The organism is Enterovirga sp. GCM10030262, from assembly GCF_042666435.1.
GTDB lineage: Bacteria > Pseudomonadota > Alphaproteobacteria > Sphingomonadales > Sphingomonadaceae > Allosphingosinicella.
Genome location: NZ_JBHTDC010000001.1, coordinates 1,247,834 through 1,272,091, shown reverse-complemented (window position 1 = coordinate 1,272,091; position 24,258 = coordinate 1,247,834). Strand labels below are relative to the sequence as shown.

Annotated in this window: 19 protein-coding genes, 2 tRNA genes and 1 pseudogene; 15 read left to right on the top strand and 7 right to left on the bottom strand. The window is 65.2% G+C overall.

Going from position 1 to position 24,258, the window contains the following annotated elements; genetic code table 11:
- Positions 1 to 4 precede the first annotated feature (4 nt).
- On the top strand, positions 5 to 3,568 hold the full coding sequence (locus tag ACFQRC_RS06185) for a nidogen-like domain-containing protein (RefSeq protein ID WP_379958973.1): 3,564 nt from the start codon (positions 5 to 7) through the stop codon (positions 3,566 to 3,568).
- A 9-nt stretch (positions 3,569 to 3,577) separates the two neighbouring features.
- On the opposite strand, the gene ACFQRC_RS06180 is transcribed toward ACFQRC_RS06185, so the two are convergent.
- Together ACFQRC_RS06180 and ACFQRC_RS06175 are read right to left on the bottom strand one after the other, a co-directional pair.
- A complete protein-coding gene (locus ACFQRC_RS06180; protein WP_379958970.1) occupies positions 3,578 to 3,982 on the bottom strand; it encodes a hypothetical protein in 405 nt (134 codons plus the stop codon).
- A 73-nt stretch (positions 3,983 to 4,055) separates the two neighbouring features.
- Positions 4,056 to 5,369, bottom strand: a complete 1,314-nt coding sequence (locus tag ACFQRC_RS06175; RefSeq protein ID WP_379958967.1) for a methyltransferase family protein — start codon at positions 5,367 to 5,369, stop codon at positions 4,056 to 4,058.
- Between the two features lie 173 nt (positions 5,370 to 5,542).
- Here ACFQRC_RS06175 and ACFQRC_RS06170 point away from each other — a divergent pair, with 173 nt between their 5' ends.
- The 4 genes and pseudogenes from ACFQRC_RS06170 (at position 5,543) to ACFQRC_RS06155 (ending at position 6,742) form a co-directional block, all read left to right on the top strand.
- Positions 5,543 to 6,166: a PilZ domain-containing protein gene (locus ACFQRC_RS06170; protein WP_379958964.1), complete on the top strand. Its 624-nt coding sequence runs from the start codon at positions 5,543 to 5,545 to the stop codon at positions 6,164 to 6,166.
- A gap of 76 nt (positions 6,167 to 6,242) precedes the next feature.
- Positions 6,243 to 6,329, top strand: a tRNA-Tyr gene (locus ACFQRC_RS06165).
- 93 nt (positions 6,330 to 6,422) lie between these two features.
- Positions 6,423 to 6,608 (top strand): annotated as a pseudogene (locus tag ACFQRC_RS06160) (GIY-YIG nuclease family protein); the annotation flags it as partial.
- 60 nt (positions 6,609 to 6,668) lie between these two features.
- A tRNA-Gly gene (locus tag ACFQRC_RS06155) sits at positions 6,669 to 6,742 on the top strand.
- An 8-nt stretch (positions 6,743 to 6,750) separates the two neighbouring features.
- Here the strand turns inward: ACFQRC_RS06155 and ACFQRC_RS06150 are convergent.
- The gene (locus ACFQRC_RS06150; RefSeq protein WP_379958961.1) at positions 6,751 to 7,485 is read right to left on the bottom strand and encodes a hypothetical protein; all 735 of its coding nucleotides are present in this window, start codon (positions 7,483 to 7,485) and stop codon (positions 6,751 to 6,753) included.
- A gap of 92 nt (positions 7,486 to 7,577) precedes the next feature.
- Here ACFQRC_RS06150 and rlmB point away from each other — a divergent pair, with 92 nt between their 5' ends.
- Both rlmB and ACFQRC_RS06140 read left to right on the top strand, forming a co-directional pair.
- On the top strand, positions 7,578 to 8,321 hold the full coding sequence (gene rlmB, locus ACFQRC_RS06145) for a 23S rRNA (guanosine(2251)-2'-O)-methyltransferase RlmB (RefSeq protein WP_379958959.1): 744 nt from the start codon (positions 7,578 to 7,580) through the stop codon (positions 8,319 to 8,321).
- Positions 8,322 to 8,345: 24 nt separating this feature from the next.
- The gene (locus ACFQRC_RS06140; protein WP_379958957.1) at positions 8,346 to 9,056 is read left to right on the top strand and encodes a hypothetical protein; all 711 of its coding nucleotides are present in this window, start codon (positions 8,346 to 8,348) and stop codon (positions 9,054 to 9,056) included.
- A gap of 928 nt (positions 9,057 to 9,984) precedes the next feature.
- Here ACFQRC_RS06140 and ACFQRC_RS06135 read toward each other — a convergent pair.
- Positions 9,985 to 10,302 (bottom strand): 2Fe-2S iron-sulfur cluster-binding protein, encoded by a 318-nt coding sequence (locus ACFQRC_RS06135; RefSeq protein ID WP_379958955.1) that lies wholly within the window; start codon positions 10,300 to 10,302, stop codon positions 9,985 to 9,987.
- A 91-nt stretch (positions 10,303 to 10,393) separates the two neighbouring features.
- Between ACFQRC_RS06135 and ACFQRC_RS06130 the strand changes: the two genes are divergently transcribed.
- Entirely contained in the window at positions 10,394 to 11,011 is a 618-nt protein-coding gene (locus tag ACFQRC_RS06130) for a DNA-3-methyladenine glycosylase family protein (RefSeq protein ID WP_379958953.1), read from the top strand.
- A 309-nt stretch (positions 11,012 to 11,320) separates the two neighbouring features.
- Complete coding sequence (locus tag ACFQRC_RS06125) at positions 11,321 to 11,584, top strand: hypothetical protein (protein ID WP_379958951.1); 264 nt, start codon at positions 11,321 to 11,323, stop codon at positions 11,582 to 11,584.
- A gap of 111 nt (positions 11,585 to 11,695) precedes the next feature.
- Here the strand turns inward: ACFQRC_RS06125 and ACFQRC_RS06120 are convergent, their stop codons facing one another.
- The gene (locus ACFQRC_RS06120; RefSeq protein ID WP_379958948.1) at positions 11,696 to 12,394 is read right to left on the bottom strand and encodes a pirin family protein; all 699 of its coding nucleotides are present in this window, start codon (positions 12,392 to 12,394) and stop codon (positions 11,696 to 11,698) included.
- A 129-nt stretch (positions 12,395 to 12,523) separates the two neighbouring features.
- Positions 12,524 to 13,150, bottom strand: coding sequence for an FMN-dependent NADH-azoreductase (locus tag ACFQRC_RS06115; protein WP_379958946.1), 627 nt, complete (start codon positions 13,148 to 13,150; stop codon positions 12,524 to 12,526).
- 93 nt (positions 13,151 to 13,243) lie between these two features.
- On the opposite strand from ACFQRC_RS06115, the gene ACFQRC_RS06110 reads away from it, so the two are divergent.
- The 5 genes from ACFQRC_RS06110 to ACFQRC_RS06090 all read left to right on the top strand — a co-directional run bounded on the left by ACFQRC_RS06110 (position 13,244) and on the right by ACFQRC_RS06090 (position 18,791).
- Positions 13,244 to 14,188 carry a LysR family transcriptional regulator gene (locus ACFQRC_RS06110; RefSeq protein WP_379958944.1) on the top strand — a complete coding sequence of 315 codons (945 nt, stop codon included), beginning with the start codon at positions 13,244 to 13,246 and terminating at the stop codon, positions 14,186 to 14,188.
- A gap of 58 nt (positions 14,189 to 14,246) precedes the next feature.
- Complete coding sequence (locus ACFQRC_RS06105; protein ID WP_379958942.1) at positions 14,247 to 16,076, top strand: DUF885 domain-containing protein; 1,830 nt, start codon at positions 14,247 to 14,249, stop codon at positions 16,074 to 16,076.
- A gap of 146 nt (positions 16,077 to 16,222) precedes the next feature.
- Positions 16,223 to 18,061: a DUF885 domain-containing protein gene (locus ACFQRC_RS06100; RefSeq protein ID WP_379958940.1), complete on the top strand. Its 1,839-nt coding sequence runs from the start codon at positions 16,223 to 16,225 to the stop codon at positions 18,059 to 18,061.
- A gap of 139 nt (positions 18,062 to 18,200) precedes the next feature.
- On the top strand, positions 18,201 to 18,380 hold the full coding sequence (locus tag ACFQRC_RS06095) for a hypothetical protein (RefSeq protein WP_379958937.1): 180 nt from the start codon (positions 18,201 to 18,203) through the stop codon (positions 18,378 to 18,380).
- A 126-nt stretch (positions 18,381 to 18,506) separates the two neighbouring features.
- Positions 18,507 to 18,791, top strand: coding sequence for a DUF3297 family protein (locus ACFQRC_RS06090; RefSeq protein WP_379958935.1), 285 nt, complete (start codon positions 18,507 to 18,509; stop codon positions 18,789 to 18,791).
- 10 nt (positions 18,792 to 18,801) lie between these two features.
- Here ACFQRC_RS06090 and ACFQRC_RS06085 read toward each other — a convergent pair whose 3' ends face one another.
- Positions 18,802 to 19,866, bottom strand: a complete 1,065-nt coding sequence (locus tag ACFQRC_RS06085; RefSeq protein WP_379958932.1) for a TIGR03032 family protein — start codon at positions 19,864 to 19,866, stop codon at positions 18,802 to 18,804.
- A gap of 176 nt (positions 19,867 to 20,042) precedes the next feature.
- Here ACFQRC_RS06085 and ACFQRC_RS06080 point away from each other — a divergent pair, with 176 nt between their 5' ends.
- On the top strand, positions 20,043 to 24,146 hold the full coding sequence (locus ACFQRC_RS06080) for a beta strand repeat-containing protein (protein WP_379958930.1): 4,104 nt from the start codon (positions 20,043 to 20,045) through the stop codon (positions 24,144 to 24,146).
- Positions 24,147 to 24,258 lie beyond the last annotated feature (112 nt).

Below are 24,258 nucleotides of genomic sequence, written 5' to 3'. Positions count from 1 at the left end.
CGCCATGACGACCTTCAATTCGCTTCTGGTAGGCGGCGCCGACGGCTGGCATAACGGCGGCGAGGCCATCACCTATTCGTTCCTCGGAGCGACGATCCCCAGTTATTACGAGCGCGTCGATACCGACGGCGACACAGTGCCGGACAAGATCCGGATCAATCCGGGCGACCCTTCGGACGATCTGCCGCTCGACGCGAATGCTTCGATGACGGTCGGGGAACGGATATTGTCGGAGCTCGCGGTCGCCGCCTGGAATGAGGTCGCCAACATCAACCTCGTCCCGGGGAGCATCGACGACGGACCGGAGACGGGCGCGCCGGTCACCGGCGACGGCAATTTGATCGGGGGGCTCGGCGGCGCGTCGGGCTTCGGCGAGATCGAAGTTCCTCGCAACGACGACGGCTCGTCCTTCTACAATATCAGCTCGGTGTTCGCCGAAGGCCTCAACTTCTTCGGCAACACCTATACCGACATCTTCGTCAACACGAACGGCAACATCTCGTTCGGAAGCTCGATCGGTACCTTCACGCCGTTCCAGATCAGCGGCGGCTCGACGCCGATCATCGCCCCCTTCTGGGCCGACGTCGACACGCGGCAGGACGCGGACGATGCGTCGCCCGACAGCGCACCGATCTTCGTCGACATGGACGAGGCCAATGGAGTGCTGACCGTCACCTGGTCCGGCGTCGGCTATTATTTCCAGAATGCCGAAACCACCAACAGCTTCCAGCTCCAGATGTTCGACCGCGGCGGCGGCGATTTCGACATCGTGTTCCGCTATGCCGACCTCAACTGGACGACGGGCGATGCCAGCGGCGGTACGGGCGGCCTCGGCGGCACCGCCGCCCGGGCAGGCTATTCCGCCGGCAATGGCGGCGATTTCTTCGAGCTGAGCCAGTCCGGCGACGGGGGCGCGATGCTCGGCCTCGAAGGCACGGTCGGCAACACAGGCGAGCAGGGCCTCTACGTCTTCAAGGTGAGGAATGGCGGCACGGTCGGCGACATCACCTTCGGCTCGGCGGACTTCACGGGCGATCCGAACACGTTCGGGTTCGTGTCGGACTTCCCGGGCGAACTCGGCACGCGGTCGAGCCATGGCGATGTCTGGATCAACCGAGGCCTCGGCCTTCAGAATGCCGCGCAGTTCGGCAATACTGGCTGGCAGACCTATCTGCACGAGCTCGGCCACGCGCTCGGCCTGACCCATCCGGACCAGGATCCGAACAACACGGCCGGCGACCCCCGCAACAACAATCAATATACTGTGATGTCCTACGATGTGCATCCCGGCCAGGTCGGCGTGCCGGACGAAAGTTCGGCCTGGCCGATCACGCCGATGCTGTTCGACATTCAGGCGATGCAGGCGCTCTACGGGCCCAATCTTTCGACCCGCGCCGGCGACGATGTTTATTTTGGCACCGGCGCCACCGCGTTCGCGCTAGCCGATGGCGGCCTGCTCGCCAACGGAATGGGTGCGATCCTGTGCGCATGGGACGCGGGCGGGACGGACCTGTTCAGCGGCGCCAACCAGAGCGGTCCGGTGACGCTCAACCTCAACCCGGGCGCCTTCTCGACGATCGGCGCCATCCCCAACAATATCGGCCTCGCGGCGGCGGTTAGGGTCGGGGGCGTGATCGTCAACCTGATCGAGAACGCGCTGGGCAGCGTCGCCGACGACCGGCTGATCGGCAATGTCGGCGCGAACATCCTCGATGGCGGCGCGGGCGCGGACAGGATGCTGGGCGGCGACGGCAACGATACCTTCCTGGTCGACAGTTCCGACGATACGGCGCTGGAGGATCCGGACGAGGGCAACGACATCGTCATCAGCTCGGCGAACTTCGCGCTCTCCGACCATGTCGAGCGCCTCACTTTGACCGGCGCGGCGGTCAGCGGTGTCGGCAACGACATCGTCAACGTCATCGTCGGCAATGAACTGGCGAATATCCTGAACGGCCGCGGCGGCGTCGACACGATGCGCGGCGGGGATGGCGACGATATTTTCATGGCCGATAGCGGCGCCGACCGGGCGCTGGAGACGGCGACCGGCGGCGTCGACCTGGTGAAGAGCTCGGTCAATTATGTCCTCGGCATCAATGTCGAGAACCTTACCCTGATCGGGACCGCGGCGAGGGGAACCGGGAACGGCCTCGTCAACATCCTCATCGGCAATGCCCGGAACAACATGCTCGACGGCGCCGGCGGCGCCGATTCGATGCGCGGCGGCGGCGGCAACGACATTTACATGGTCAACGTCGGCGCCGACCAGGCGATCGAGGCGGCCGGGGCGGGCACAGATATCGTCAGGAGCACCATAAACTTCACGCTCGGCACCAATGTCGAGAACCTGACCCTGCTCGGAACCGCCGAAAAAGGCACCGGCAACAATCTCGCCAACACCCTTACCGGCAACGACCAGACGAACCTGCTCGATGGAGCCGGCGGCGCCGACACGATGCGCGGCGGCGATGGCGACGACACTTACCTTGCCGACGACAGCGGCGACGCCGCCATCGAGGCCGCGGCCATGGGAACGGACGTCGTCCGGAGCAGCGCGAGCTTCATCCTGGGCAACAATGTCGAGAACCTGATCCTCATCGGATCCGCCGCCCGCGGGACCGGCAACGGCCTCGCCAACGCCATCACTGGCAATGATGCGAACAACGTCCTCGACGGAGCTGGCGGCGCCGACACGATGCGCGGCAACGACGGCAACGATCTCTACATGGTCGACAATGGCGGCGACAAAGCTCTGGAAGCCGTGGGCGCCGGCATCGATACGGTGAGCAGCAGTCTCAACTTCACCCTCGGCAACAATCTCGAAAACCTCGTCCTGACCGGCACGGCCGCGCGCGGGACCGGCAACGCGCTCGCCAACGCCCTCACCGGCAATGCGGTGGCCAACCTCCTCGACGGGGCCGGCGGCGCGGACACGATGCGCGGCGGCGGTGGCAATGATTCCTACACGGTCAACGCCGTCGGCGACAAAGCGCTCGAAGCCGCGGGCGCCGGCAATGACATCGTCCGAAGCTCGGTCGATTTCACACTTGGCAACAATGTCGAGCGACTGACCCTCACCGGCGCCGCCGCCATCGACGGCATCGGCAACGGGCTGGCCAATATGATCGTCGGCAATAACGGGGCGAACCTGCTCAACGGCGCCGGCGGTGCGGATTCGCTGAGCGGCGGGCTCGGCAATGACCGGCTGTTCGGCGGCTCCGGCGACGATGATCTGAGGGGCGGCGGCGGCGCCGACCGCTTCTACTTCGACACCGCGCTCAACGAGAATAACAATGTCGACAGAATTCTCGATTTATCCGCCGCGGACGACACGATCATGCTCGACCGGACGATCTTCGACGGGATCGCGGCGAACGGGACGTTGAGCGTATCGGCGTTCCGAGCCGGGGCGGTGGCGATGGATGCCGACGACCGGATCCTCTACAACAGGCCGACTGGCGAAATCTTCTACGACGCCGACGGCAATGGCGACGGCGACGCGATATTGATCGCTTTGCTGGTCCCCGCCGTCCAGCTTACCAACGCCGATTTCGTCGCGGTGGGCTGAGCGCGGGCGTTATCGCGGCGGCGCGTCGTGGCGGGCGCCGTCGCGCAGGATCAGCTGGATCGGCCCGCGCGGCGTCGCCGGGAGAATCGGCATGATTCGGCCGAACAGCGCTTTCGCCGCCGCGTCGGACGTGGTCTCGACGCACAATGTATATTCGCCTTCCCGTCCCCAGCGATGGCGGGCGGCCGAGCGTGCGCCCGGATCGCCGGCGACCAGCGCCTCGACCTTTCGCGCCGCGACGCCGTCTATGCCCATCGCGTAGCTGCCAAAGCGGATCGCGAGGCCGCAATCGGTGGGCTCGCCTTGCGCATCATGGATCGTGATCGCCACCATATTCGCGCTCCCGGCCTGGCCATTGCCGGGGTCGGCGCAGCCCGCCAGCCCGATCAATAGGATGACAGACGCAATTCGCATCGCACCTCTCCGTTCGAGGGCCACTTATGCGCCGTCCGGGGCGTTCCGGGCAATCGAAAGTTCGGCCGGAACCTTATTCCGCCGCCGCCGGAGCCCGCCTCGCCCAGTCGCCGAGGGCGCGAAGAAGCCTTGGCATCGGGCCATGGCGCTCCATCCAGGCGGCATAGTCGCGATAGGCGGGATCGGCCATCAGATGCCTTTCCTCGGTGACGGCGCGCCAGTAATAGATTCCGCTCACGATGCCGAGGACCACGGTGTTGCGGATCATGTCGACCGGATTGCCCGTGGTCGCGAGGAAGGGGAGGGTCGCCAGCCACCAGAACAGGTTCTTCGACACATAGGCCGGATGCTTGGTCCAGGCATAGGGTCCATGGGTCAGGATGCCGCGATGGGTGAGGTTGGAGAAGCGCAGTCCGAACGCCACCGTCGCCCAGGCGTAGACGGCCGCCAGCGCGACGAGGATGAAGGCGACCAGCGTGAGCGCCAGCGGCGATCCGCTCAGCCAATGGACATAATCGCTGGTGCCCTGCTGATAATCGAGCGGCCCTCCTGCATTCATCAGGATGAAGGGGGGATAGCAGATCAAAGCCGCCGCCCAGCCGGACGCATAAGGATTGGCCGAGCGGATGTGCGCGTCCAGCGGCTTCATCGTCAGCGTGTATCCCACCGTGGCGAAGGTTACGTCGATCATGAACATGCCCGCGATCAGCCAGCGTGACAAAGCAAGCGGATCGGACGCGATCTCCCAGGCCGGGGCGCGGATGACGTCGGCCCAGTTGCCGGGCACGATCGAGATCATGAAGGCGAGGAAGAAGCCCTTCACCGCCCAGCTTCGCAGGAAATCGTGGAGCAATTCCCGGTCTATTCCGGCGCCGCGTCCGATCAGCAGCCGTCCGAAATGCCAGGCGCCGTCGCGCGGCTCCTTCAGCCGCCGGTCTAGCCAGAAGATATAAGGCACGGACAGCAGCAGCATCGGCACCGATCCCACCGCCAGCACCCGCATCGCGAACAGATAATTGCCGTCCCAATACCAGCGCGCGATGCAGTAAAGGCTCGCGATGAGGCCCCAGATGCCCCACAGACCGACCAGCTTGACGAGACTAGTGTCGGCGCTTTCCACGAGGGGGCGCGGCGCGGAATCCCAGTCGATGCCGGTGCTCGGATTGCGGTGAACCTTGTCGACCAACAGCGACCACAGGATCATCGGCACACCGCAGGCGACGACGCCGCACAGAGCGGCAAGCGGGCCTTCCATGCCCCAGGCGCGCCCGGCCGCCGTCCAGCAGGCCAGGCCCAGCAGCCCGGCGAGGCCCACCCCGGTGCTCACCGCCGACGCCGGCCGGGCGTCGCGGCGCGCATCGCTTTCGATCCTGCCCTGCGCGTTCATGGCGCCGCCATAGCCGCCATTGCGTAAGCATCCGGTGAAGAGAAACGCGACGGGCCGTGGCGACCCGATACCGGCGTAAGGCCTTCTTAAACTTATTGCGTCGTAGATTCGGACGAGGTTGCGGCGGCGAAGGGGGATCGTCGGCGCGGCGGGCGAGGGAGGATTCTGTGCTGATGAACACCGCCTTGGAGGAGACGATTTTCTCCTTTTCGCGCGAGGCGCCGCCGCCCCCGCGGGAGAGGCGCCGGCAGGCCCGTCATCTCACCATATTGAAGGTCGGCACCTTGATGGTCGACGGCGGCCGCGAGCTTTGCCTGATCCGCAACATTTCGGCGGGCGGGCTGATGGCGCATGTCTATTCCTCCCTGACGCCCGAAAAGGCGATTCACGTCGAGCTCAAGACCAACCAGGCCGTCGCCGGCCGGGTATCGTGGGTCGACGGGTCCAATATCGGCATCACCTTCGACGCGCCGATCGACGTCGAAGAGATGCTCGCCACCCAGTCGGTGCTCGAGAATGGCTGGCGGACGCGGCTGCCACGGGTCGAGGTCGACCGGCTGGCGACGTTGCGGGTCGGCGCGCGCACCCACTGGGTCGGCACGCGGGACATCTCGCAGGGCGGCATCAAGATCGAATCGGACCAGCCGCTCGAGGCCGGCGCGCACGTCGTCCTCTCGCTGGAGAAGTTCCGTCCGGTCCACGGCGTCGTCCGCTGGTGCCAGGACGGCCTCGCCGGCATCGCCTTCAACCAGGTCATTCCGTTCCACGAACTGATGGGATGGCTGCGCGACGACTGAGGGGAAGGGCCGCGTTGACAGCCGGCCCCCCTTTCGCCATTGAGCCGCCTTCCTATCTAGGGTCCAACGCCCTTGGGGACAGGTGGCCGAGTGGTTAAAGGCAGCAGACTGTAAATCTGCCCGGGTTTCCCGTACGCTGGTTCGAATCCAGCCCTGTCCACCAGCCTTCGCCAAAGGCTTCGGCTGGCAAGCCAGCGGTCCGCGATATGCATTATGTGGACATCTTGAGGAGCGAGGCTGATACCGGTATACCGGGCTAGCCGTGGATTTGCGGCTCCGCCTCGCCCAGCACAATGCGGGCAAATCGCCCCATACCTCAAAGCATCGTCCGTGGAACCTGGTCAGCTATTTCGCCTTCGTCGACGAGGCCAAGGCCGTGGCATTCGAGCAATATCTGAAATTCGGCTCCGGACGCGCTTTTGCCGCCAAACATTTCCGATAGCGCCGAAGGAAAGCGGGCTTGCCCGCTGAAGCTCCCTTCGCCATAGGCGAAGGGGCGAAAGCGGGTATAGCTCAATGGTAGAGCACTAGCCTTCCAAGCTTGTGACGCGGGTTCGATTCCCGCTACCCGCTCCAGCCTTATCCTAGACGAGCGACGCCGCCCAATGGGCGAAGGCCAGCCACGGCGTCGTGTCCATGATCGCTATTCTGAAAAGCTGGCTGGCAATCAAGGCACCGCCGCCCCAGATCCACACGGGATGGACGGCGCCTCGGCTGACGAGGTCGTAAGCCACGCCCGCGACGATGACGAGATCGCTGCCGACATAGAAGGACAAAGGCGCCGCCTCCGCCACTATGCCTACCGGCAGCCGGCCGACCGCCGCCTCCAATATCGCCGCGCTCGACAGCAGCATCAGCCTCTTGTGCGTCTCGGCATACTCCCGCCAAAGCACACCCAGCACGACGATGATACCGAACGCCTGGATCGAGAAGAAGGTGATGGCGTAGAAGGCGTAGGGGTCGCCGACGCCCGCGAAGCCGGCATGGATCGCCTTCACGGCGGCGAGGTTGCCGAGCGCCCAGACCAGGATAGCGAGCACCGCCCCGCCGATCCCAAGCCGGCGGTGGAGCGCCACGCGCCCGCCCGCGACCAGCGCGGGCTGGACGACCAGCAGGCAGACCCACAAGGTGAAGACCAGAGCGTGGGCGTGCAGCAGCGGGGTGATTTCCGGCGTCCGCGCCGGTGGCGTCATCCATTGCGACAGATAATAAGTGCGGGCGAAGCTGGCGAATATCGTGAGCGCCACGAAGACGCTCATTCCGATGAAGAACAGCCGGTCGCCGCGCCATTGGGGCAAAGAAGGCCGAGCGGTCGCCATCGCATCCTCCTTGGCCGTTCAACCGCGCACCGGGCGATTGGTTCAGCGGCGAGCGCTTGCCAGAAAGCCTCGCACTCGCCATGCAGCGCTCCATGCGCCGCAAAGCCCGCCAGGCCACCAAGGCCGAGAACCGCCCCCGCTTCTGGGGCCGCCACGCCGTCGCCGCCGCGCTCGCCAATCCCGAGCGTGTCGTCAAGCGCATCTGGGCGACCCGCGAGGCCGCCGAAGCCTTCGATCTCGACCCGTCTATCCCGCTGACCTTCGCCGACGTCGCCGATCTCGGCCGGCTGGTCCCCGGCGACGCGCCGCACCAGGGCATCGTCATCGAGATCGAGAAACTGCCCGACATCTGGCTCGGCGACCTGCTCGACCGCGCCGAGGACGGCCGGCCGCTGCTGGTGCTCGACCAGGTCACCGATCCCCACAATGTCGGCGCGATCCTGCGCTCCGCCGCCGCGTTCGACGCCTTGGGCATCGTGACGCAAGACCGGCACGCGCCGCCCGAATCCGGCGCCCTCGCCAAGGCCGCCAGCGGCGCGCTGGAGTCGGTGCCCTGGGTCCGCGTCGTCAACCTCGCCCGCGCCCTCGACGAGATCGCCCAGGCCGGCTTCTGGCGGGTCGGCCTCACCGGCGAGGCGGAGATGACCTTGGCCGAAGCGATGGGCCCGCCCCGCATCGCCCTCGTGCTCGGCGCCGAGGGCGAAGGCATGCGCCACAACACCCAGGCCCATTGCGACGCCCTCGCCCGGCTGCCGATCAGCGACCGGATCGAGAGCCTCAACGTTTCCAACGCCGCCGCGATTGCGCTATACGCCGCCGTAACGACGGGAAGCTGATCGACCGGGGGAAGTGCGATGCGGATGGCGCGGCTTGTGACGATCCTGGCGGCGCCCCTGCTGCTCGTCTCCTGCCTGCTGACGCCGGGCAAGTTCGTCTCCACCCTCGACATCGGGAGCGACCGCAGCTTCACCTTCACTTATGCCGGCGAGGCGATCCTCATCGACCCCGAGCAGAATGTGAGCATTTCCTCCGATCCCGAGGCGGAAGGCGGCGACTATTCCGCGCCGGAGGAATCCGCGCCGCCCGCTCCGGCGGTCGAGACGGCGGAGCTCCGCGCCAAGCGCGAGGCCATCGCCGAGGCGCTCCGCAAGGAGCAGGGCTATCGCTCGGTCCAGTATCTGGGCGACGGCCTGTACCGGGTCAATTACGCGATCTCCGGGCGGCTCGACCGCGCCTTCGTCTATCCCTTCAACAGCGACGCCGCCGCGATCTTCCCCTGGATCGCGATCGAACTCCGCCAGGACGGCACCGCCCGCATCAAGGCCCCCGCCTTCGGCGAAGGCGAGACCGAGGGCGTCATCCCCACCCCCACCAGCCCGATGGACAAAGCCGTGGAGCGCCGCGAAGGCACCTTCACCCTCACCACCGACGCCGAACTGGTGATGCAGAATAACGAAGCGGGCGCGGAGCCCGGCCCCGGCACAAAGATCGTCTGGCGGGTGACTCCGGCGAGCCGGACGGTGCCGACGGCGGTGGTGCGGTTCGCGGGTTCGCGTGGGCAGAAGGATTAGCTCTCGTTATGCCTGCAGGCGCCTCTGGTGGAACGAACTCCGTGCTTGAAGTCGTGGCAGATGGGGCGGCAATTGCTACAGCAGTTGTCGCGTTGTTCGCCTATGGCAGATATCAAATATTATGGTGCATGAAAAAGAATAGACTAATAAACTACTTGAAACATGAGCGAATATCCAAGAAAGACGATGGACAGAGAAGTTTAGTTCATCTGATGGCAAAGTTACGGCTAACTGAATCGGAGATAATCCAGGCTAGCTTTTCAAGCACAAAGATTACATGCAGGGTTAAAGTTGACGAAGATTCCGGATTAGCAGCGCAGCTGCTTTTTCAATACAATGACAAGACACTTTAAGTTATTCGTGAATCTCTGATAATATCTCTAACTATATTTACGGGATTGTGAGATGCCGGGCTTATTTGAAGCTGGTTTTATCGTAGTGGCTGCTCTACAGATTGGATCGAGTAGTGATGTTAGCGCGAGCCAATCACACATAGAGCAAGCTATTAATCTTGCTGACACTGCGGACTTATCCCCCAGTTCTCATTATGAGCACCCAGTCGCTGGAGGTGTTTTCACTGTTAATCTCTGCCGTTTAGGCGAATTCGGAGTCTCGCCCCTGGCGCGTGACGCCTTCTATGGACGCGTGACGACTCGCTTCAACCTGACAGAGCAACAGCGAGTCCAGTTGGTAACGGAGTGCGCGATCTGGGCGGACGGCGTTCGGGAGCCACCTTCTGAGATGGAAATCGATGCCCTGACGGGACACCCACATGACTGGCTAAAAAATCCGCTGCCGTTGCGGCCGGGCTCGGAGGTGCGGTGAGAGGAACTACGGAAACAGTACCACTGCATTTAGGGACACCAATTCAGAGGACGCAAGACTTGATTGGCCCGGGCCTAGCCGCTCTTGGTTCGGACGCCCCTTCTCAATCCTCCGGTGCGATCGTGACCCGCATTCCGTCGAGCGCGGGCGCGAACAGCAATTGGCAGGAGAGGCGGCTGTTGGGCTGCTTGTGGTCCGAGCTGTCGAGCAGATCGTCCTCGTCCGCGCCCCGCGGCGGCAATCGCTCCAGCCACGCCTCGTCGACATGGACGTGGCAGGTGGCGCAGGAGCAGCAACCGCCGCACAGAGCGAGAAGCTCGTCGAAGCCGTTGTCGCGGATGACCTCCATCACGCTGTAGCCCGCGCGCGCCTCGACTGCGGTTTCGGTTCCGTCGCGGGTAACGAGGATGAGCTTGGGCATCGGGAATATTGTCCGTGATCGCTGAAAAGGGGAAGGCGTGTGCGCCGTCCTATGCTAGGCGCCCCCGGTCAAATCAAGCGGAGGGGCAGGAGTGGGCATCAAGGCCGGGGCGTTGCGGGCATCTTTGGACGAGCTGGCGCGGCGCGAGCCTTTGTTCGCGGCGGCGCTGGCGGACGCCGGCTATCCCGAGCCCCGGACCAGCGCGCCCGGCTACATCACCTTGCTGCGCACCATCGTCGGCCAGCAGGTCAGCATCAAGGCGGCGGCGTCGATGTGGGCCAAGCTCCAGTCGCTGGTCGGCGAAACGCCCGATCCGGCGTCGATTCTCGCGGCCAGCGATGAGACGCTGCGCGCGGCCGGCCTGTCGCGCCAGAAAGCGAGCTACGCGCGCAGCCTCGCCGAAGAGGTGGTTTCAGGCCGGCTCGACCTTCACAACCTAGCTGAATCCGACGAAGCGGCCATCGCCGAGCTCGTCCGGGTCAAGGGGATCGGACGCTGGTCGGCCGAGGTCTACCTGCTCTTTGCCGAGGGCCGAGAGGATGTTTGGCCGGCGGGCGACCTTGTCGTCCAGATCCAAGTGGGGCGTCTGCTGAACCTCCCCGAAAAACCCGGCGAGCGGCGGGTGAGGGAACTCGCCGAGGCGTGGCGCCCGCACCGTGGCGCGCTGGCGATCTTCACCTGGCATCACTACAAGACCTCCGTGATCTGAAGCGGGACCTCCGGGCCTCCCTCGTCGGCGATCCGCGACTCTTCAACTGCTTAGAGCCAACGCCATAGCAGATGCGGCCCGTCGTCACAAAGCCTCCGGCATCGGGGCTCGTGGCTCCGGCTTCCGACACGCCTCGAAAGTCGAGGGCAGAATCGTCTATCCCATCCACGTCTTCTTGGAAGATTCCAGTCGCCCGCGCCGCGCCCGCGAGGCGGATTGTGCAAAGATGGCGGGTTCACGGGTTTCGCGTTGCCGCCCATCCGCGAAGCTGCAATCCTCACGCCTCCATTCCAACGGGGAAACGCCACGATGAAACTATTTTCCAATGTCCTTCTCGGCGCGGGTATGCTGGTCCTGGCCGCCTGCGGTGGCGGCGAAGAGGCTGTGACCGACAATGTTGTCGACACCGTTGCCGTGCCGGAAGAGGATGTGCTCGCGCCGACCGATGGCACTCTTGCAGAGATCCCGGCCGATAGCCTGGGCAATGAAACCGACCTCAACACGGTCGATCCCGGCAACGTGGTCGACGCCAACGTCTCGGTCGACGCCAACGTCCAGGCGAACAGTCAGTAAGCTTCACGCCTCACGCACCGCGGAAACTCCCTGGGATCCACGAGCGGTGATACTAGCCCCGGCCCTCGCCGGCCGGGGCTATTTTTTCGCGCAGGTTGAGGCGAGCGCCCGTCACCGCGCGTCGACGAGCACGACCTCCGTATTGCCGATCGCGGTGATCGCGATCGTCTCCTCGCCGGTGATGGCGACGCCGTCGCGCGGCTCGGCCCGGACGCCGTTGACCTCGATCGGGGCATCGACCGGGACCAGATAGACGTGACGGGCCGGATCGAGGCCGAGCTCCGCCGTCTCCCCGGCCTTCAGGGTCGCGCCCATGATGCGGGCGGCGGCATTGATGCCGAGCGCGTCGCTATCCTCCGCGAAGCCGCTGGCGAGGGTGACGAAACTGCCCTCCCGGTCGTCCTTCGGAAATTGCCTCGCGCCCCAGCCCGGCTCCGCGCCGGGCTTGTCCGTTATCACCCAGATCTGGAACAGGGTCGTCGTCTCGTCCTCCAGGTTGAATTCCGAATGACGGACGCCGGTTCCGGCGCTCATCACCTGAACGTCGCCCGCCGCGGTGCGACCCTTGTTGCCCATCGAATCCTGATGGGTGATCGCGCCGGTCCGGACATAGGTGATGATCTCCATGTCCGCGTGCGGATGAGGCGGAAAGCCGGAGCGTGCGGCGATCTCGTCGTCGTTCCACACCCGGATCGCGCCCCAGCCCATGCGGGCGGGATCGTGATAATTGGCGAACGAAAAATGGTGACGCGCATTCAGCCAGCCATGGTCGGCATGGCCGAGCGTGTCGAAGGGTCGAATGTCGATCATCTTGCGGTCCTTAGGTTATCGTCATTCCCGCGAAAGCGGGAATCCCGCTTTTTCTTCCAACTCCTGTGGAGAAGCGGGATCCCCGCTTTCGCGGGGATGACGAGGGAAATTGACATGGGCGGACAGTGGTCAGGCGGCCAGGGCCAGTTCCCTCTCGGCGCATCCGTTGAGCTCGGCGATCGCGCCGTCGACGGCCGCCTGGACGGCTTCCGGACCGAAGCCCAGTTTCTCGGCGCGGACGAACACCACGTCGGTAACGCCCATGAAGCCGAGCAGGGTGCGAAGGTGCGGTTCCTGGCTGTCCATCGCCACCGCCGGGCCTTCGCTGTAGAGGCCGCCGCGCGTCTCGATCACCACCGCTTTCTTGACCGGCAACAGGCCCTCCGGCCCGTTCTCGGTATAGCGGAAGGTGACGCCGGCGCGCAGGATATAGTCGAACCACGCCTTCAGCGACGACGGCATGCCGAAATTGTACATCGGCGCGCCGATCACCAGCAGGTCGATGTCGCGCAGCTCGTCGACCAGCTCGTCGGACAGAGCGAGCGCGGCCTTTTCCGCGTCGGTCGCGGCGGTCGCGCGGATGCCAGCGACGGTCTCGGGGAGAAGGTGCGGCACCGGCCTGGCGCCGAGATCGCGGGTGACGATCCGCGCGGCGGGATCGCGCTCCCTGAGCCGGGCGGCGAATTCGCCGGTCAGCCGATTGGAGATCGACGCCTCGCCGGTGACGGCGCTGTTCAGGATAAGGGCCTTGGTCATGGTGAAATTCCTCCTTTGAACTTGCTGGAGGCTATCTAAGCGCGTAGCATCGTTGCGAGTAGCCGTCCGCTACGCATCATGGTGTTGCACTAAATGGAACGCTCTTCGGTCGACCTGCTGGACGTTCTCGCCTTCGTGCGGGTGGTGGAGACCGGCGCCTTCGCCCGCGCCGCCGAACGGATGGGGATTTCCAAGTCGATCCTCAGCCGCCGCGTCGCCCGGCTGGAGGAGCAGCTTGGCGCCCGGCTCCTGACCCGCACCGCGCAGGGCGCCCAGCCGACCGACATCGGCGAGGCTTATTATGCCCGCGCCTCCAACATCCTCGCCGATCTGGAAGCGGCGCGGGAGGTGGTCGCCGAGGCGGTGACCCAGATCGCCGGTCCGATCCGGATGAGCGCTCCCCTCTCCTTCGGCAGCCAGTATCTCGCGCCCGCGCTGGCCGATTTCGCGCGGCTGCATCCCAGGGTCGAGCTCGACGTGTCGCTCGACGATCGCACGGTCGATCTGGTCGGCGGCGGCTACGACCTCGCGGTGCGGATCGGCAAGCTGCCCGATTCCGCGCTGGTCGCGCGGCGGATCGCGCCGGTGCGAGCGGCGGTGCTGGCGAGCCCTTCCTATCTCGCCGGGCGGGGCAGGCCGGAGAGCCCGCGCGACCTCAACGATCACGATCTCCTGCTCTACGCCAATACAGGACGCGGCAACCAGTGGCGGTTCAGGGTCAACGGCCGCTGGGACTATGTCCACGGCCACGTCCGCTTCCGCGCCGACAATGGCGAATTGCTCCGCGAGGCCGCCTGCGCGGGCCTCGGTGTCGTCATCCTGCCCACCTTCATCGCCGCGCCGGCGATCGAGAGCGGCGCGCTGGAAGTGCTGCTCCGCGATTACCCGCTCGACGAGAACGGTCTCCACGTCGTCATGCCGCCCGGCCGCGCGACGACGGCACGGGTGCGCGCGCTGGTCGATTTCCTGGCCGCGCGTTTCGGGCCGGAGCCCGACTGGGATCCCTGCTGGATGGCGGATGCGGGTTCCGACAGCTAGACCGAGCGGCACGAGCCGTTACAAGACGGCGCAAATCATAAAAGGGGGATGCCGTTCCATGAAGATTCTGGCCCTGTTGCTCGCCGCCACCTCGCTCGCCGCGACCGCGACCGCGCAAACCGGATCTCCGGCGCCGGCCGCGACCGCGCCGGCTGCGGACCCCGCCGCCGAGGATGCGCGCCTGCTCGCCTTCCTCGATGCGGCCTTCGACGAGGCCATCGCCGACAGCCCCGAGACTTTGACGGCCCTCGGCATCAAGACCGATTACGACAAGCTCGACGATTATACCGATGCCCAGGACGTGGCCGACCAGGCGCTGGCGGAGAAGCAGCTCGCCGCGATGAAGGCCCAGTTCGACCCTGGCGCGCTGAGCCCGACAGGTCAGCTCAGCTATCGCCTGTTCGAGAATAATGTCGAGCGCGGGCGGCGGCAGTTCCAGTGGCGCTGGCACGATTTCCCGATCTCGACCAACGGCAGTCCTGCGGGCGACCTGCCCGTCTTCCTCATCAACCAGCACCGCGTGGATTCAGTCGCCGACGCCGAGGCCTATATCGCCCGCCTCCGGGAGGTCGAGCGGGTAATGAACGAAGTCGCCGCCAACATCCGCACCCAGACGGAGAAGGGCATTCTGCCGCCGAAGTTCAACTTCGAGCCGGTTCGCGCCGACGCTCGCAAGGTGCTGATCGGCGCCCCCTTCACCGACGGCGCCGACAGCAGCCTCTTCGCCGATTTCAAGGAGAAGGTCGACGCACTGGATGCGCCGGCCGACGTCAAGGCGCGGCTGATCGCCCAAGCGAGCGCGGCGCTGACCGGCCCCTTCAAACGCGGTTACGATGCCATGTTCACGGTGCTGGACGAGATCGAGCCGAAGGCGACCGACAATGACGGCGCCTGGAGCCTCCCCGATGGCGAGGCTTATTATGCCGACCAGCTCCGCCTCTTCACGACGACCGACATCAGCGCCGACCGCATCCACCAGGTGGGCCTCGCCGAGGTCGAGCGTATCCATGGCGAGATGGAGGCGATCAAGGAACGCGTCGGCTTCGAAGGTTCGCTCCAGGATTTCTTTGCCCACGTCTTGACCGGCGCCGAGTTCAAATATCTTAACACCGAGGCGGGCCGGCAGCAATATCTCAAGGACGCCACCGCCAAGATCGACCAAGTGATGGCGGCCGCGCCGCGCTATTTCAGCCGGCTTCCCAAGGCGCCGCTGGAGGTGAAGGCGGTCGAGGAATGGCGGCAGGACACCGCGCCCGTCGCCTTCTACAACCGCCCCGCGCCCGACGGCTCGCGTCCCGGCATCTATTACGTCAACCTCGCCGACATGACCCAGGTCTTGAAGCCCCAGGTCGAGACCATCGCCTATCATGAGGGCGCGCCCGGCCATCACTTCCAGATCGCGCTCGCCCAGGAGCTTCCGGGGCTGCCCAAGTTCCGCAAGTTCGGCGGCTACAGCGCCTATAGCGAGGGCTGGGGCCTCTATGCCGAGCGCTTCGGCAAGGAGATGGGCTTCTACCAGGATCCTTATCAGGAGTTCGGGATGCTTTCGTCCCAGCTCTGGCGGGCGGTGCGGCTGGTGGTCGATACCGGCCTCCACGCCAAGCGCTGGAGCCGCGAGCAGGCCATCCAGTATTTCAAGGACAATTCGCTGGTGAGCGAGCGCGACATCGTCAAGGAGGTCGAGCGCTACATCAACAATCCCGGCCAGGCGACGAGCTACATGATCGGCCAGATCCGCATCATGGAGCTGCGCGAGAAGGCGAAGGCGGCGCTCGGCGACAAGTTCGACATTCGCGAGTTCCACACCGTCATCCTCGGCAACGGCGCGCTGCCGCTCGACGTGCTGGAGGCGCAGGTCGACGCCTACATCGCCGCGAAAAGCGCTTGAGTCAGATGAAATCTCCGTTCGTGTCGAGCGAAGTCGAGACATCCTCCCGAGCGAAGCCGAGGGCGAAAGCATCTCGGCTTCGCTCGATTGGGCCCCTCGACTTCGCTCGGGGCGAACGGATTCAGTCTAGCCGAAAGGACATTCCAATGAAGCCGCATCTCCCGCTTACCGCCCTGCTCCTCGCCACCGCGGCCTGTGCAACACCCCAGGTTGAGACGAGCGCGCCTCCGGCTCCCGCCGCCGTCGCCCCGGCAGCGAACACCGAGGCCGAAGACGCCCGCCTGCTCGCCTTCCTCGACGCCGGGTTCGACGCGATCGTCGCAACCAGCCCGCAATTCATGACCGCGCTCGGCATCAAGACCGATTACGACAAGCTCAACGATTATACCGACGCCCACGATCAGCGCGTGCTCGCGATGGAAGAAGCCCAGCTCGCCGAGATGAAGGCCACGTTCGATTATGAAGCGCTGAGCCCCGCCGGGCAGCTCAGCTATCGACTGTTCGAGGAGCAGGTCGAGACCGATCGCGAACAGCATGAATGGCGCTGGCATCGCTTCCCCATCTCGACCAACGGCAGCCCCGCCGGGTCGATCCCGGTTTTCCTCATCAACCAGCACAAAGTGACGAGCGTCGCGGACGCCGAGGCCTATATCGCCCGCCTCGTCGATGCGGAACGGGTGATGAACGAGGTCTCGGCCAATGTCCGCCGGCAGGCGGGAATGGGCATCGTCCCGCCCAAGCTCGTCTTCGAGCCGGTCCGCGCGGATGCGAGGAAGGTCATCACCGGGGCGCCGTTCACCCAAGGCGCCGACAGCACGGTCCTGGCCGACTTCAGGAAGAAGGTGAGCGCGCTTACCGCGCCGCCCGAGGTCAAGGAGCGCCTGATCGCCGAGGCGAGCGCGGCGCTGACCGGCCCCTTCAAGCGCGGCTACGACACGCTGTTCGCAGCATTGGATGCCATCGAGCCGCAGGCGGTCGACAATAATGGTGCGTGGGACCTGCCCCGTGGCGCCGAATATTATGCCAGCCGCCTGCGCGATTCCACGACCACCGACCTTTCCGCAGACCAGATCCACCAGATCGGCCTCGACGAGGTGGAGCGCATCCATGGCGAGATGGAGGTCATCAAGCAGAAGGTCGGCTTTGAGGGAACGTTGCAGGAATTCTTCGCGCACCTGAAGACGGACGAGCAATTTCAGTACCCGAACACCGAAGCGGGCCGGGAGCAGTATCTGAAGGAGGCCAACGCCTTCATCGATCAGGTGATGGCGGTCGCGCCGCAATATTTCCGGCGCTTGCCGAAAGCTCCGCTGGAGGTCCGCGCGGTCGAAAAATGGCGTGAGGAGACGGCTTCCGTCGCTTTCTACAACAGCCCCGCTCCGGACGGCTCGCGCCCCGGCATCTACTACGTCAACCTCGCCGACATGACTCAGGTGCTGAAGCCCCAGATCGAGGCGATCAGCTATCATGAGGGCGCGCCCGGGCATCATTTCCAGATCGCGCTGGCGCAGGAGCTTCCCGGCATCCCCAAGTTCCGGCGCTTCGGCGGCTACGGCGCCTATACGGAGGGCTGGGGCCTCTATTCGGAGAAGCTCGGCAAGGAATTCGGCTTCTACCAGGATCCCTATTCGGACTTCGGCCGGCTCTCCCTCGAGCTGTGGCGCGCCGTCCGCCTCGTCACCGACACCGGCCTCCACCACAAGCGCTGGAGCCGCGAGGACGCGATCCGCTATTTCCAGGAGAATTCGCTGCTGTCGGAGCGCGACATCGTCAAGGAGGTCGAGCGCTACATCAACAATCCCGGCCAGGCGACGAGCTACAAGATCGGCCAATTGAAGATATTGGAGCTCCGCGCCAAGGCCGAGCAGGCGCTGGGCGACAGGTTCGACGTCCGCGACTTCCACGCCGCGGTGCTGGAGAACGGATCGCTTCCGCTTGACGTGCTCGAAGCGCAGGTCGATGCCTATATCGCGTCGAAGAGCTGACAGGAGAGCGAGATGGCCAAGGGTCAGAAGAAGAGCAACAAGGAAGCCCGAAAACCCAAGAAGGAGGTGAAGAAGACGATCGCCGCCAATCCTTCGACCAAGGGAACTCTGGTCAAGGAATGATGGGGATCAAGGACTGATGGCCGAAATCTTCACCAGGCACCGCCAGCCGTGGAAGAGCGAGGAAGTCGCCAAACTTCGCACGCTGGCGGGAAAGGGCATGGCCTTGAAAGCGATTGCCAAGGCGCTCACCCGCAGCGAGGAATCGGTCAAGGATCGCGCGAAGATCGACGGCCTGAAGATCAGCAAGCTGCGCTGAAGCCGATCATCCGCCGAAAGCGGGATGCCGTTTCTCTCCTAATGGGGGGCGGGATTCCCGCTTTCGCGGGAATGACGAGATGCTCTATGGGCGGGCGCAGCCGCCAATTGCATATCGAGAGCTTGAATGACCGCCACGCCCCCAGACCGCTTGTCCCTCAATCCACGAAGCCCCCATTTCGACGCCGATTTGCTTCGGCGCGGCGTCGGCATCCGCTTCAAGGGCGCGGAGAAGACCAACGTCGAGGAATATTGCGTTTCCGAAGGCTGGATCCGCGTCGCCGCCGGTCGCAGCCTCGATCGCCACGGCCAGCCGATGACGATCAAGCTTTCCGGGCCGGTCGAGCCTTATTTCCAGAATGAAGCGGATGCGGCCGAAGCCGGCGCCGATAGCGACGACACCCAGGGCTGAGCCCCAGGCTTCAATCCTCGATCGAGATGACGTGCTTGACCTCGTCCGTCTTGAAACCGATCGCGGAGGGGCGGCGGGCGCCTGGCAGCGCGGCCACGTCGTACAATTCGCGAACGACGCCTTCGATCCGGACCCAGCCGCTCATGTCGCCGCTTACGAGATCGACGACGGCGAGGCCGCAGCGCGGCTCGACGTCGCGCGCCGCCAGCGCCTCGTCGAGAGGCAGGCCGGAGAAGGTACGATTCTCGCGCGCCTGCGACAGGCCGATGACGGCCCGGCCGCCGGCGAAGGCGAGACCTCGGGCATAGCCGGGGCAGAAGGCGACCGGCTCGAACCGGCCCGTCGCCAGATCGACGAAGCCGAACTCGCCCGCTCCCGAATTGAGCACCCACAGCCGGCCGTCATGGAGCCGCGGCGAATGGGGCATGGATAGCCCCTCGCAGACTATTTCTCCGGTGTCGCAGTCGATGACGACTCCGCCGCTTGTCCTTTTGTCGCGCCAACCGTCGGCGACGTCCGAGCGCGAGACGGCGGTGGCGTAACGCGGGCGTCCCGCCTCCATGGCCATGCCGTTCAGGTGGCAGCGATCCTCGGCGGCGAGGCGGGAGATGAAATCGGGCTTCCACAGTGGACGAAAGCTGTGGCCGTCGCTCACCGCCGCGATGCAGCCGAACAGCGTGTTGACGAAGAGCGGCCTTCCATCGGCGTCGAAACCCACGTCATGGGCATCGACGTCGCCCGTGACCCAGGCGGCGTGCGGCGCGTAAACGGCGTCGAAGCCGCTCTTGTCGGCCTGTCCGGCAGGCAGCACGTTATCGAACCGCTGGATCTGATATTGGGTGGCGAGCGCGAGCGCGCGCCCGTCGTCGCTGACCGCGATGCCCATGCAGCGCGGAAAGGTTCGCTCGAACACCGACAATTTGCCGTCGGGCTTGACGCCGAGCAAGAACAGCTTGCCCGCCTGATAGGTTGTGAATGCGATCCCGCCGCCGGTCGAAGCCAGCCATTCCGGAAAATGGCGGGAGGTGCTGAGCGCGAATTTCTCTTCTCGACCTTCGCCCGCCGCGTCCGCCATCATCTTCTCCTCTTCGGATGGAAGCCCACCCTAGCTTCTCGCCCGCTTCAGTCCATCCCTCCCGTCGGGGGCGGGCTCGAGGTGCGGTTCGAAGCCTTGATCCTAATTCCTGGAGGGACTCCCGAGAGAACTGAAAATCGTTTATGCGTTGGACTCTGCGAGTGGGGGAGTGACGAATGTCCGCGTTTCCATCCGTGATCGATCTGGCCACCTTCGACCCCGAATATGGGTTCGTCATCAGCTTACCCGCCGCGGCCAGCATCTCGTCCCTTTCCGACGCGGGGGACCTGAACGGCGACGGCTTCGACGACATCATCATCGGCGACACGGGCGAGGACCGCGCCTATGTGATTTTCGGCAGGGCGGGCGGCTATCCCGCCCTCGATGCCGCCGCGATGGCCCCTGGCGAGGGGCTGGTGATCACCGACAATTCCACCGGCGACAATACCGGCCGGAGCGTTTCGTCGCTGGGCGACATAAACGGAGACGGCCTCGCCGACATCATCGTTGGCGCCCCCCAGGGAGACGATGGGGGAAATTCCGCGGGCGAGGCCTACGTGATATACGGAAGCTCCACGCTCCCGTCGGCGATCGACCTCACGGCGCTGACCCTCTCGCAGGGATTCGTCATCCGCGGCGATGCGGAGGGCGATAGTGCGGGAAGGTCGGTGTCGTCCGCCGGCGACGTCAACGGAGACGGTCTCGACGACATCCTGATCGGGGCGCCCTACGGCGACAATGGGGGCAATGGAGCGGGCGAGGCCTATCTGCTGTTCGGGCGGTCGACCGGCTTTGGAAACATCGATCTCACCTTCGCCTTCTTCACGACCGACAACGGGATCGTCATTCGGGGCGCCGAAAGTTTCGATCAGGCCGGCTCGCTCGTCTCCTCGGCCGGAGACGTCAATGGCGACGGTTTCGACGACATGCTCGTCACGGCCCCCTACAATAGCGACGCCGGCTATTATGCCGGCAGGATCTACGTGATTTTCGGCAAGGCCGACGGTTGGGCCCCGATCGACCTCGGCGCGCTAAGCGCCGGCGACGGGTTCGCGATCCACGGCGACGCCTATGACTATCTATCCCGGGCATCTGAGGCGGGCGACATCAACGGTGACGGCTTCGACGATCTGCTCGTCCCCGGCGGGTCTTTCAGCGATGAACTCTATGTCGTCTATGGCAAGGCGAGCGGGTTCGGAACGATCGATCTCACCGCCTTCTCCTCTTCGCAGGGATTCATAATCCGCGGCGGGGACGACTTTTCCACCGGGAGTGGCGTCTCGTCGGCGGGCGACGTGAACGGGGACGGGCATGATGATATCATCATCAACGCCTTCGGCGGCAATGGGAACGCCTTCGTCATATTCGGCAAGGATGGCGGATTCGGCACCATCGATCTCACCACCCTCGCGCCCGAAGCGGGATTCCGCATCGCGGCCACGCCTGATCGCCGGATTGGCAGCCTTTTGTCGGCTGCGGGCGACCTCAACGGCGACGGTTTCGACGATCTGATCGCCAGCGCGGGGAGCTACGCGGAGGCGGCCTATATCATCTACGGACGGGGCGGCGAAGCCGGCGACTTCCCGCTGATCTACGAGGTCTCGGCCATCTCGCCGGCTTTCGGCGGTGTTATCAAGGGCGACCTGGCGAGCGATTCCGCGGGCAATGGAATAGCCGCCGGCGACGTCAACGGCGACGGCTTCGACGATCTCATCATCGGCGCGCCCGGCGCCGATGCAAACGGCCAGGATTCCGGCTCGGCCTGGCTCGTTTTCGGCTCCGCGGCGGGTTTTGGCAATCTGGACCTGTCGCTGCTCGGCACCGATCTCGGAATCCGGATTGATGGCGCCGAAGGCGACAGGACGGGATTCGACGTCGCCACGGCCGATACGAACGGCGACGGGCTGGCCGACATCGTCATCGGTTCTCGTGACGCCGGTAGCTTCGAAGGGGCGGTGCACGTGGTGTTCGGCAAGGAAGCCGGCTGGGCGGACATGTCGCTGGCGACCCTCGCTCCGGCCGAAGGCTTCCGGATCGGCGGTGACGCGGCGGGCGACCAGTTCGGCACCGATGTCGCGAACGCGGGCGACGTCAACGGAGACGGCTATGACGACATTATCGTCGGCGCGCCTTTGGGCGAGGCCGGTGGCACCAACACGGGCGAAGCCTATGTGATATTCGGCAAGGCCGGTGGATTCGCGTCGATCGACGTGACTTCCTTGCCCGCCGCCGATGGATTCCGGATCCTGGGAGACGCGGACGGGGACGATGCGGGGCGCAGCGTCTCGTCCGCCGGGGATATCAACAATGACGGCTATGACGATCTGATCGTCGGAGCGGGCAATGGCGACAATGCCGCGACCAATGCGGGCGAGGCCTATGTGATCTTCGGCCATGCGGGCGCCTTCTCGAATATAGACCTGACGACCCTGACGCCTGCGGTCGGCTTCACCCTCCGCGGCGACGATGCCAACGACCAGGCGGGACGAAGCGTCTCCAGCGCGGGTGACGTGAATGGGGACGGCTTCGGCGATATAGTGATCGGCGCCCCTTATGGCGACAATGGCGGTAGCAATGCCGGCGAGACCTATGTCGTTTTCGGCAAGGGGGGCGGCTTCGCCAATGTCGATCTCGGCAACCTGACGCCCGCCGACGGCTTCGTCATCCAGGGGAGACCCGTGGATCAGTCCGGCTTCCCCGTGTCGAATGCGGGAGACGTCAATGGTGACGGCTTCGACGACCTGCTGATCGGAGCCAGATTCGGCGACACGGGCGGCCCGAACGACGGCGACGCCTTCGTGATCTTCGGCAAGGCTCCCGGCTTCGGCACGATCGACCTTGCCGCCCTGACTGTTGACCAGGGCTTCATCATCGCCAACGAGGGGGCGGGCGGCATCGGCGTCAGGGTCGCGGCCGGCGGCGATCTCAATGGCGACGGCCTGGACGACATCATCATGTCTCGCCCGACCGCCGGCGGCGACAGTTCCGGCCTGACTTTCGTCATCTACGGCCGCCTGCCCGGCAACGACGTCGTGCGCGCCGGATCGGCGATCGGCCAAACCATCAACGGCGGTCGCGGCGAGGATATGCTTTCCGGCCTTGGCGGCGCGGATCGGCTGATCGGCCATGGCGGCGCCGACGTGCTGGAAGGCGGCTCCGGCAACGACCGGCTGTTCGGCGGGGCCGGCCGCGACGCCGCCAGCTATGCCACGGCGGCTGCGGCGGTCACGGTGCGGCTGACCGCGACGGCCGGCCAAAATACGGGCGCCGCCGGCACCGACGTGCTGAACTCGATCGAGGATGTCATTGGTTCGGGCTTCGCGGACTCGCTCTATGGAACGGCGGGGATCAACCGCCTGGAGGGAGGCGCTGGCGACGACGTGCTTTCGGGCTATGCGGGGAAGGATGCGCTTCTCGGCGGCGCTGGCGATGACGTGCTGCGCGGCGGCGGCGGCGTGGACACGATGACGAGCGGGCTCGGTGACGACATAATCTATGTCCAGCAGGCGGGCGATGCCGCGATCGAGCTCGCGGACCAGGGCTATGACCAGGTCAAGGCGTTCGTCCACCACGTGATGGCCGATAATGTCGAGGAAATGCGTATGCTGGGCGGCGCCAGGGGCGGCACCGGGAACAGCCTGGACAATGCGATCTTCGGATCGGCGGGGGATGATACGATCCTCGGCCTTGACGGGAATGACATCCTGCGCGGCGGCGGCGGCGAAGACGCGCTGGACGGAGGCGGAGGCGCCGACCGGCTGTTCGGGTCGGTCGCCATCGATGGCCTGCTCGGCGGCGACGGGGACGACGAACTGCGCGGTGAGGGCAGCTCGGACTTTTTGAACGGCGGCCTTGGCAATGATGATCTAAGGGGTGGCGAAGGCGGTGACACCATGCAGGGCGGCGACGGCGACGACCATTTGATTGGCGGGCTTCAGAAAGACACGCTGAGGGGCGGCGCGGGGGCAGATACCTTCCTGTTCGATGACGGCGATACAGGAGCGACGCGCTTCGCGGCCGACATCGTCGCGGACTTCCGCCAGTCCGAACGCGACAGGATCCATCTTCGCCAGATCGACGCCGATGCCGCCGCCGACGGCGACCAGAATTTCACGTTCATCGGGACGAACGCCTTCACCGGCTCGGCCGGTCAGCTGCGCTACTCGGTTGTCGCCGGCCACGCCTTCGTCGAGGGCGACACGAATGGCGACGGCGGCGCCGATTTCCTCATCCGCATCGAAAATGTGACGAGCCTGCAAGCGGGCGACTTCATGCTTTGAGGCGCTCCCCTTCCGCTTCGGGAGAGGCCGTCGGCTTGAGTGACGGTTCGTTCCTCCGGTTCCGATACGGTCAGCTGCGCGCTGTGATCGGCCATGTCCTTGATCCGCCTTT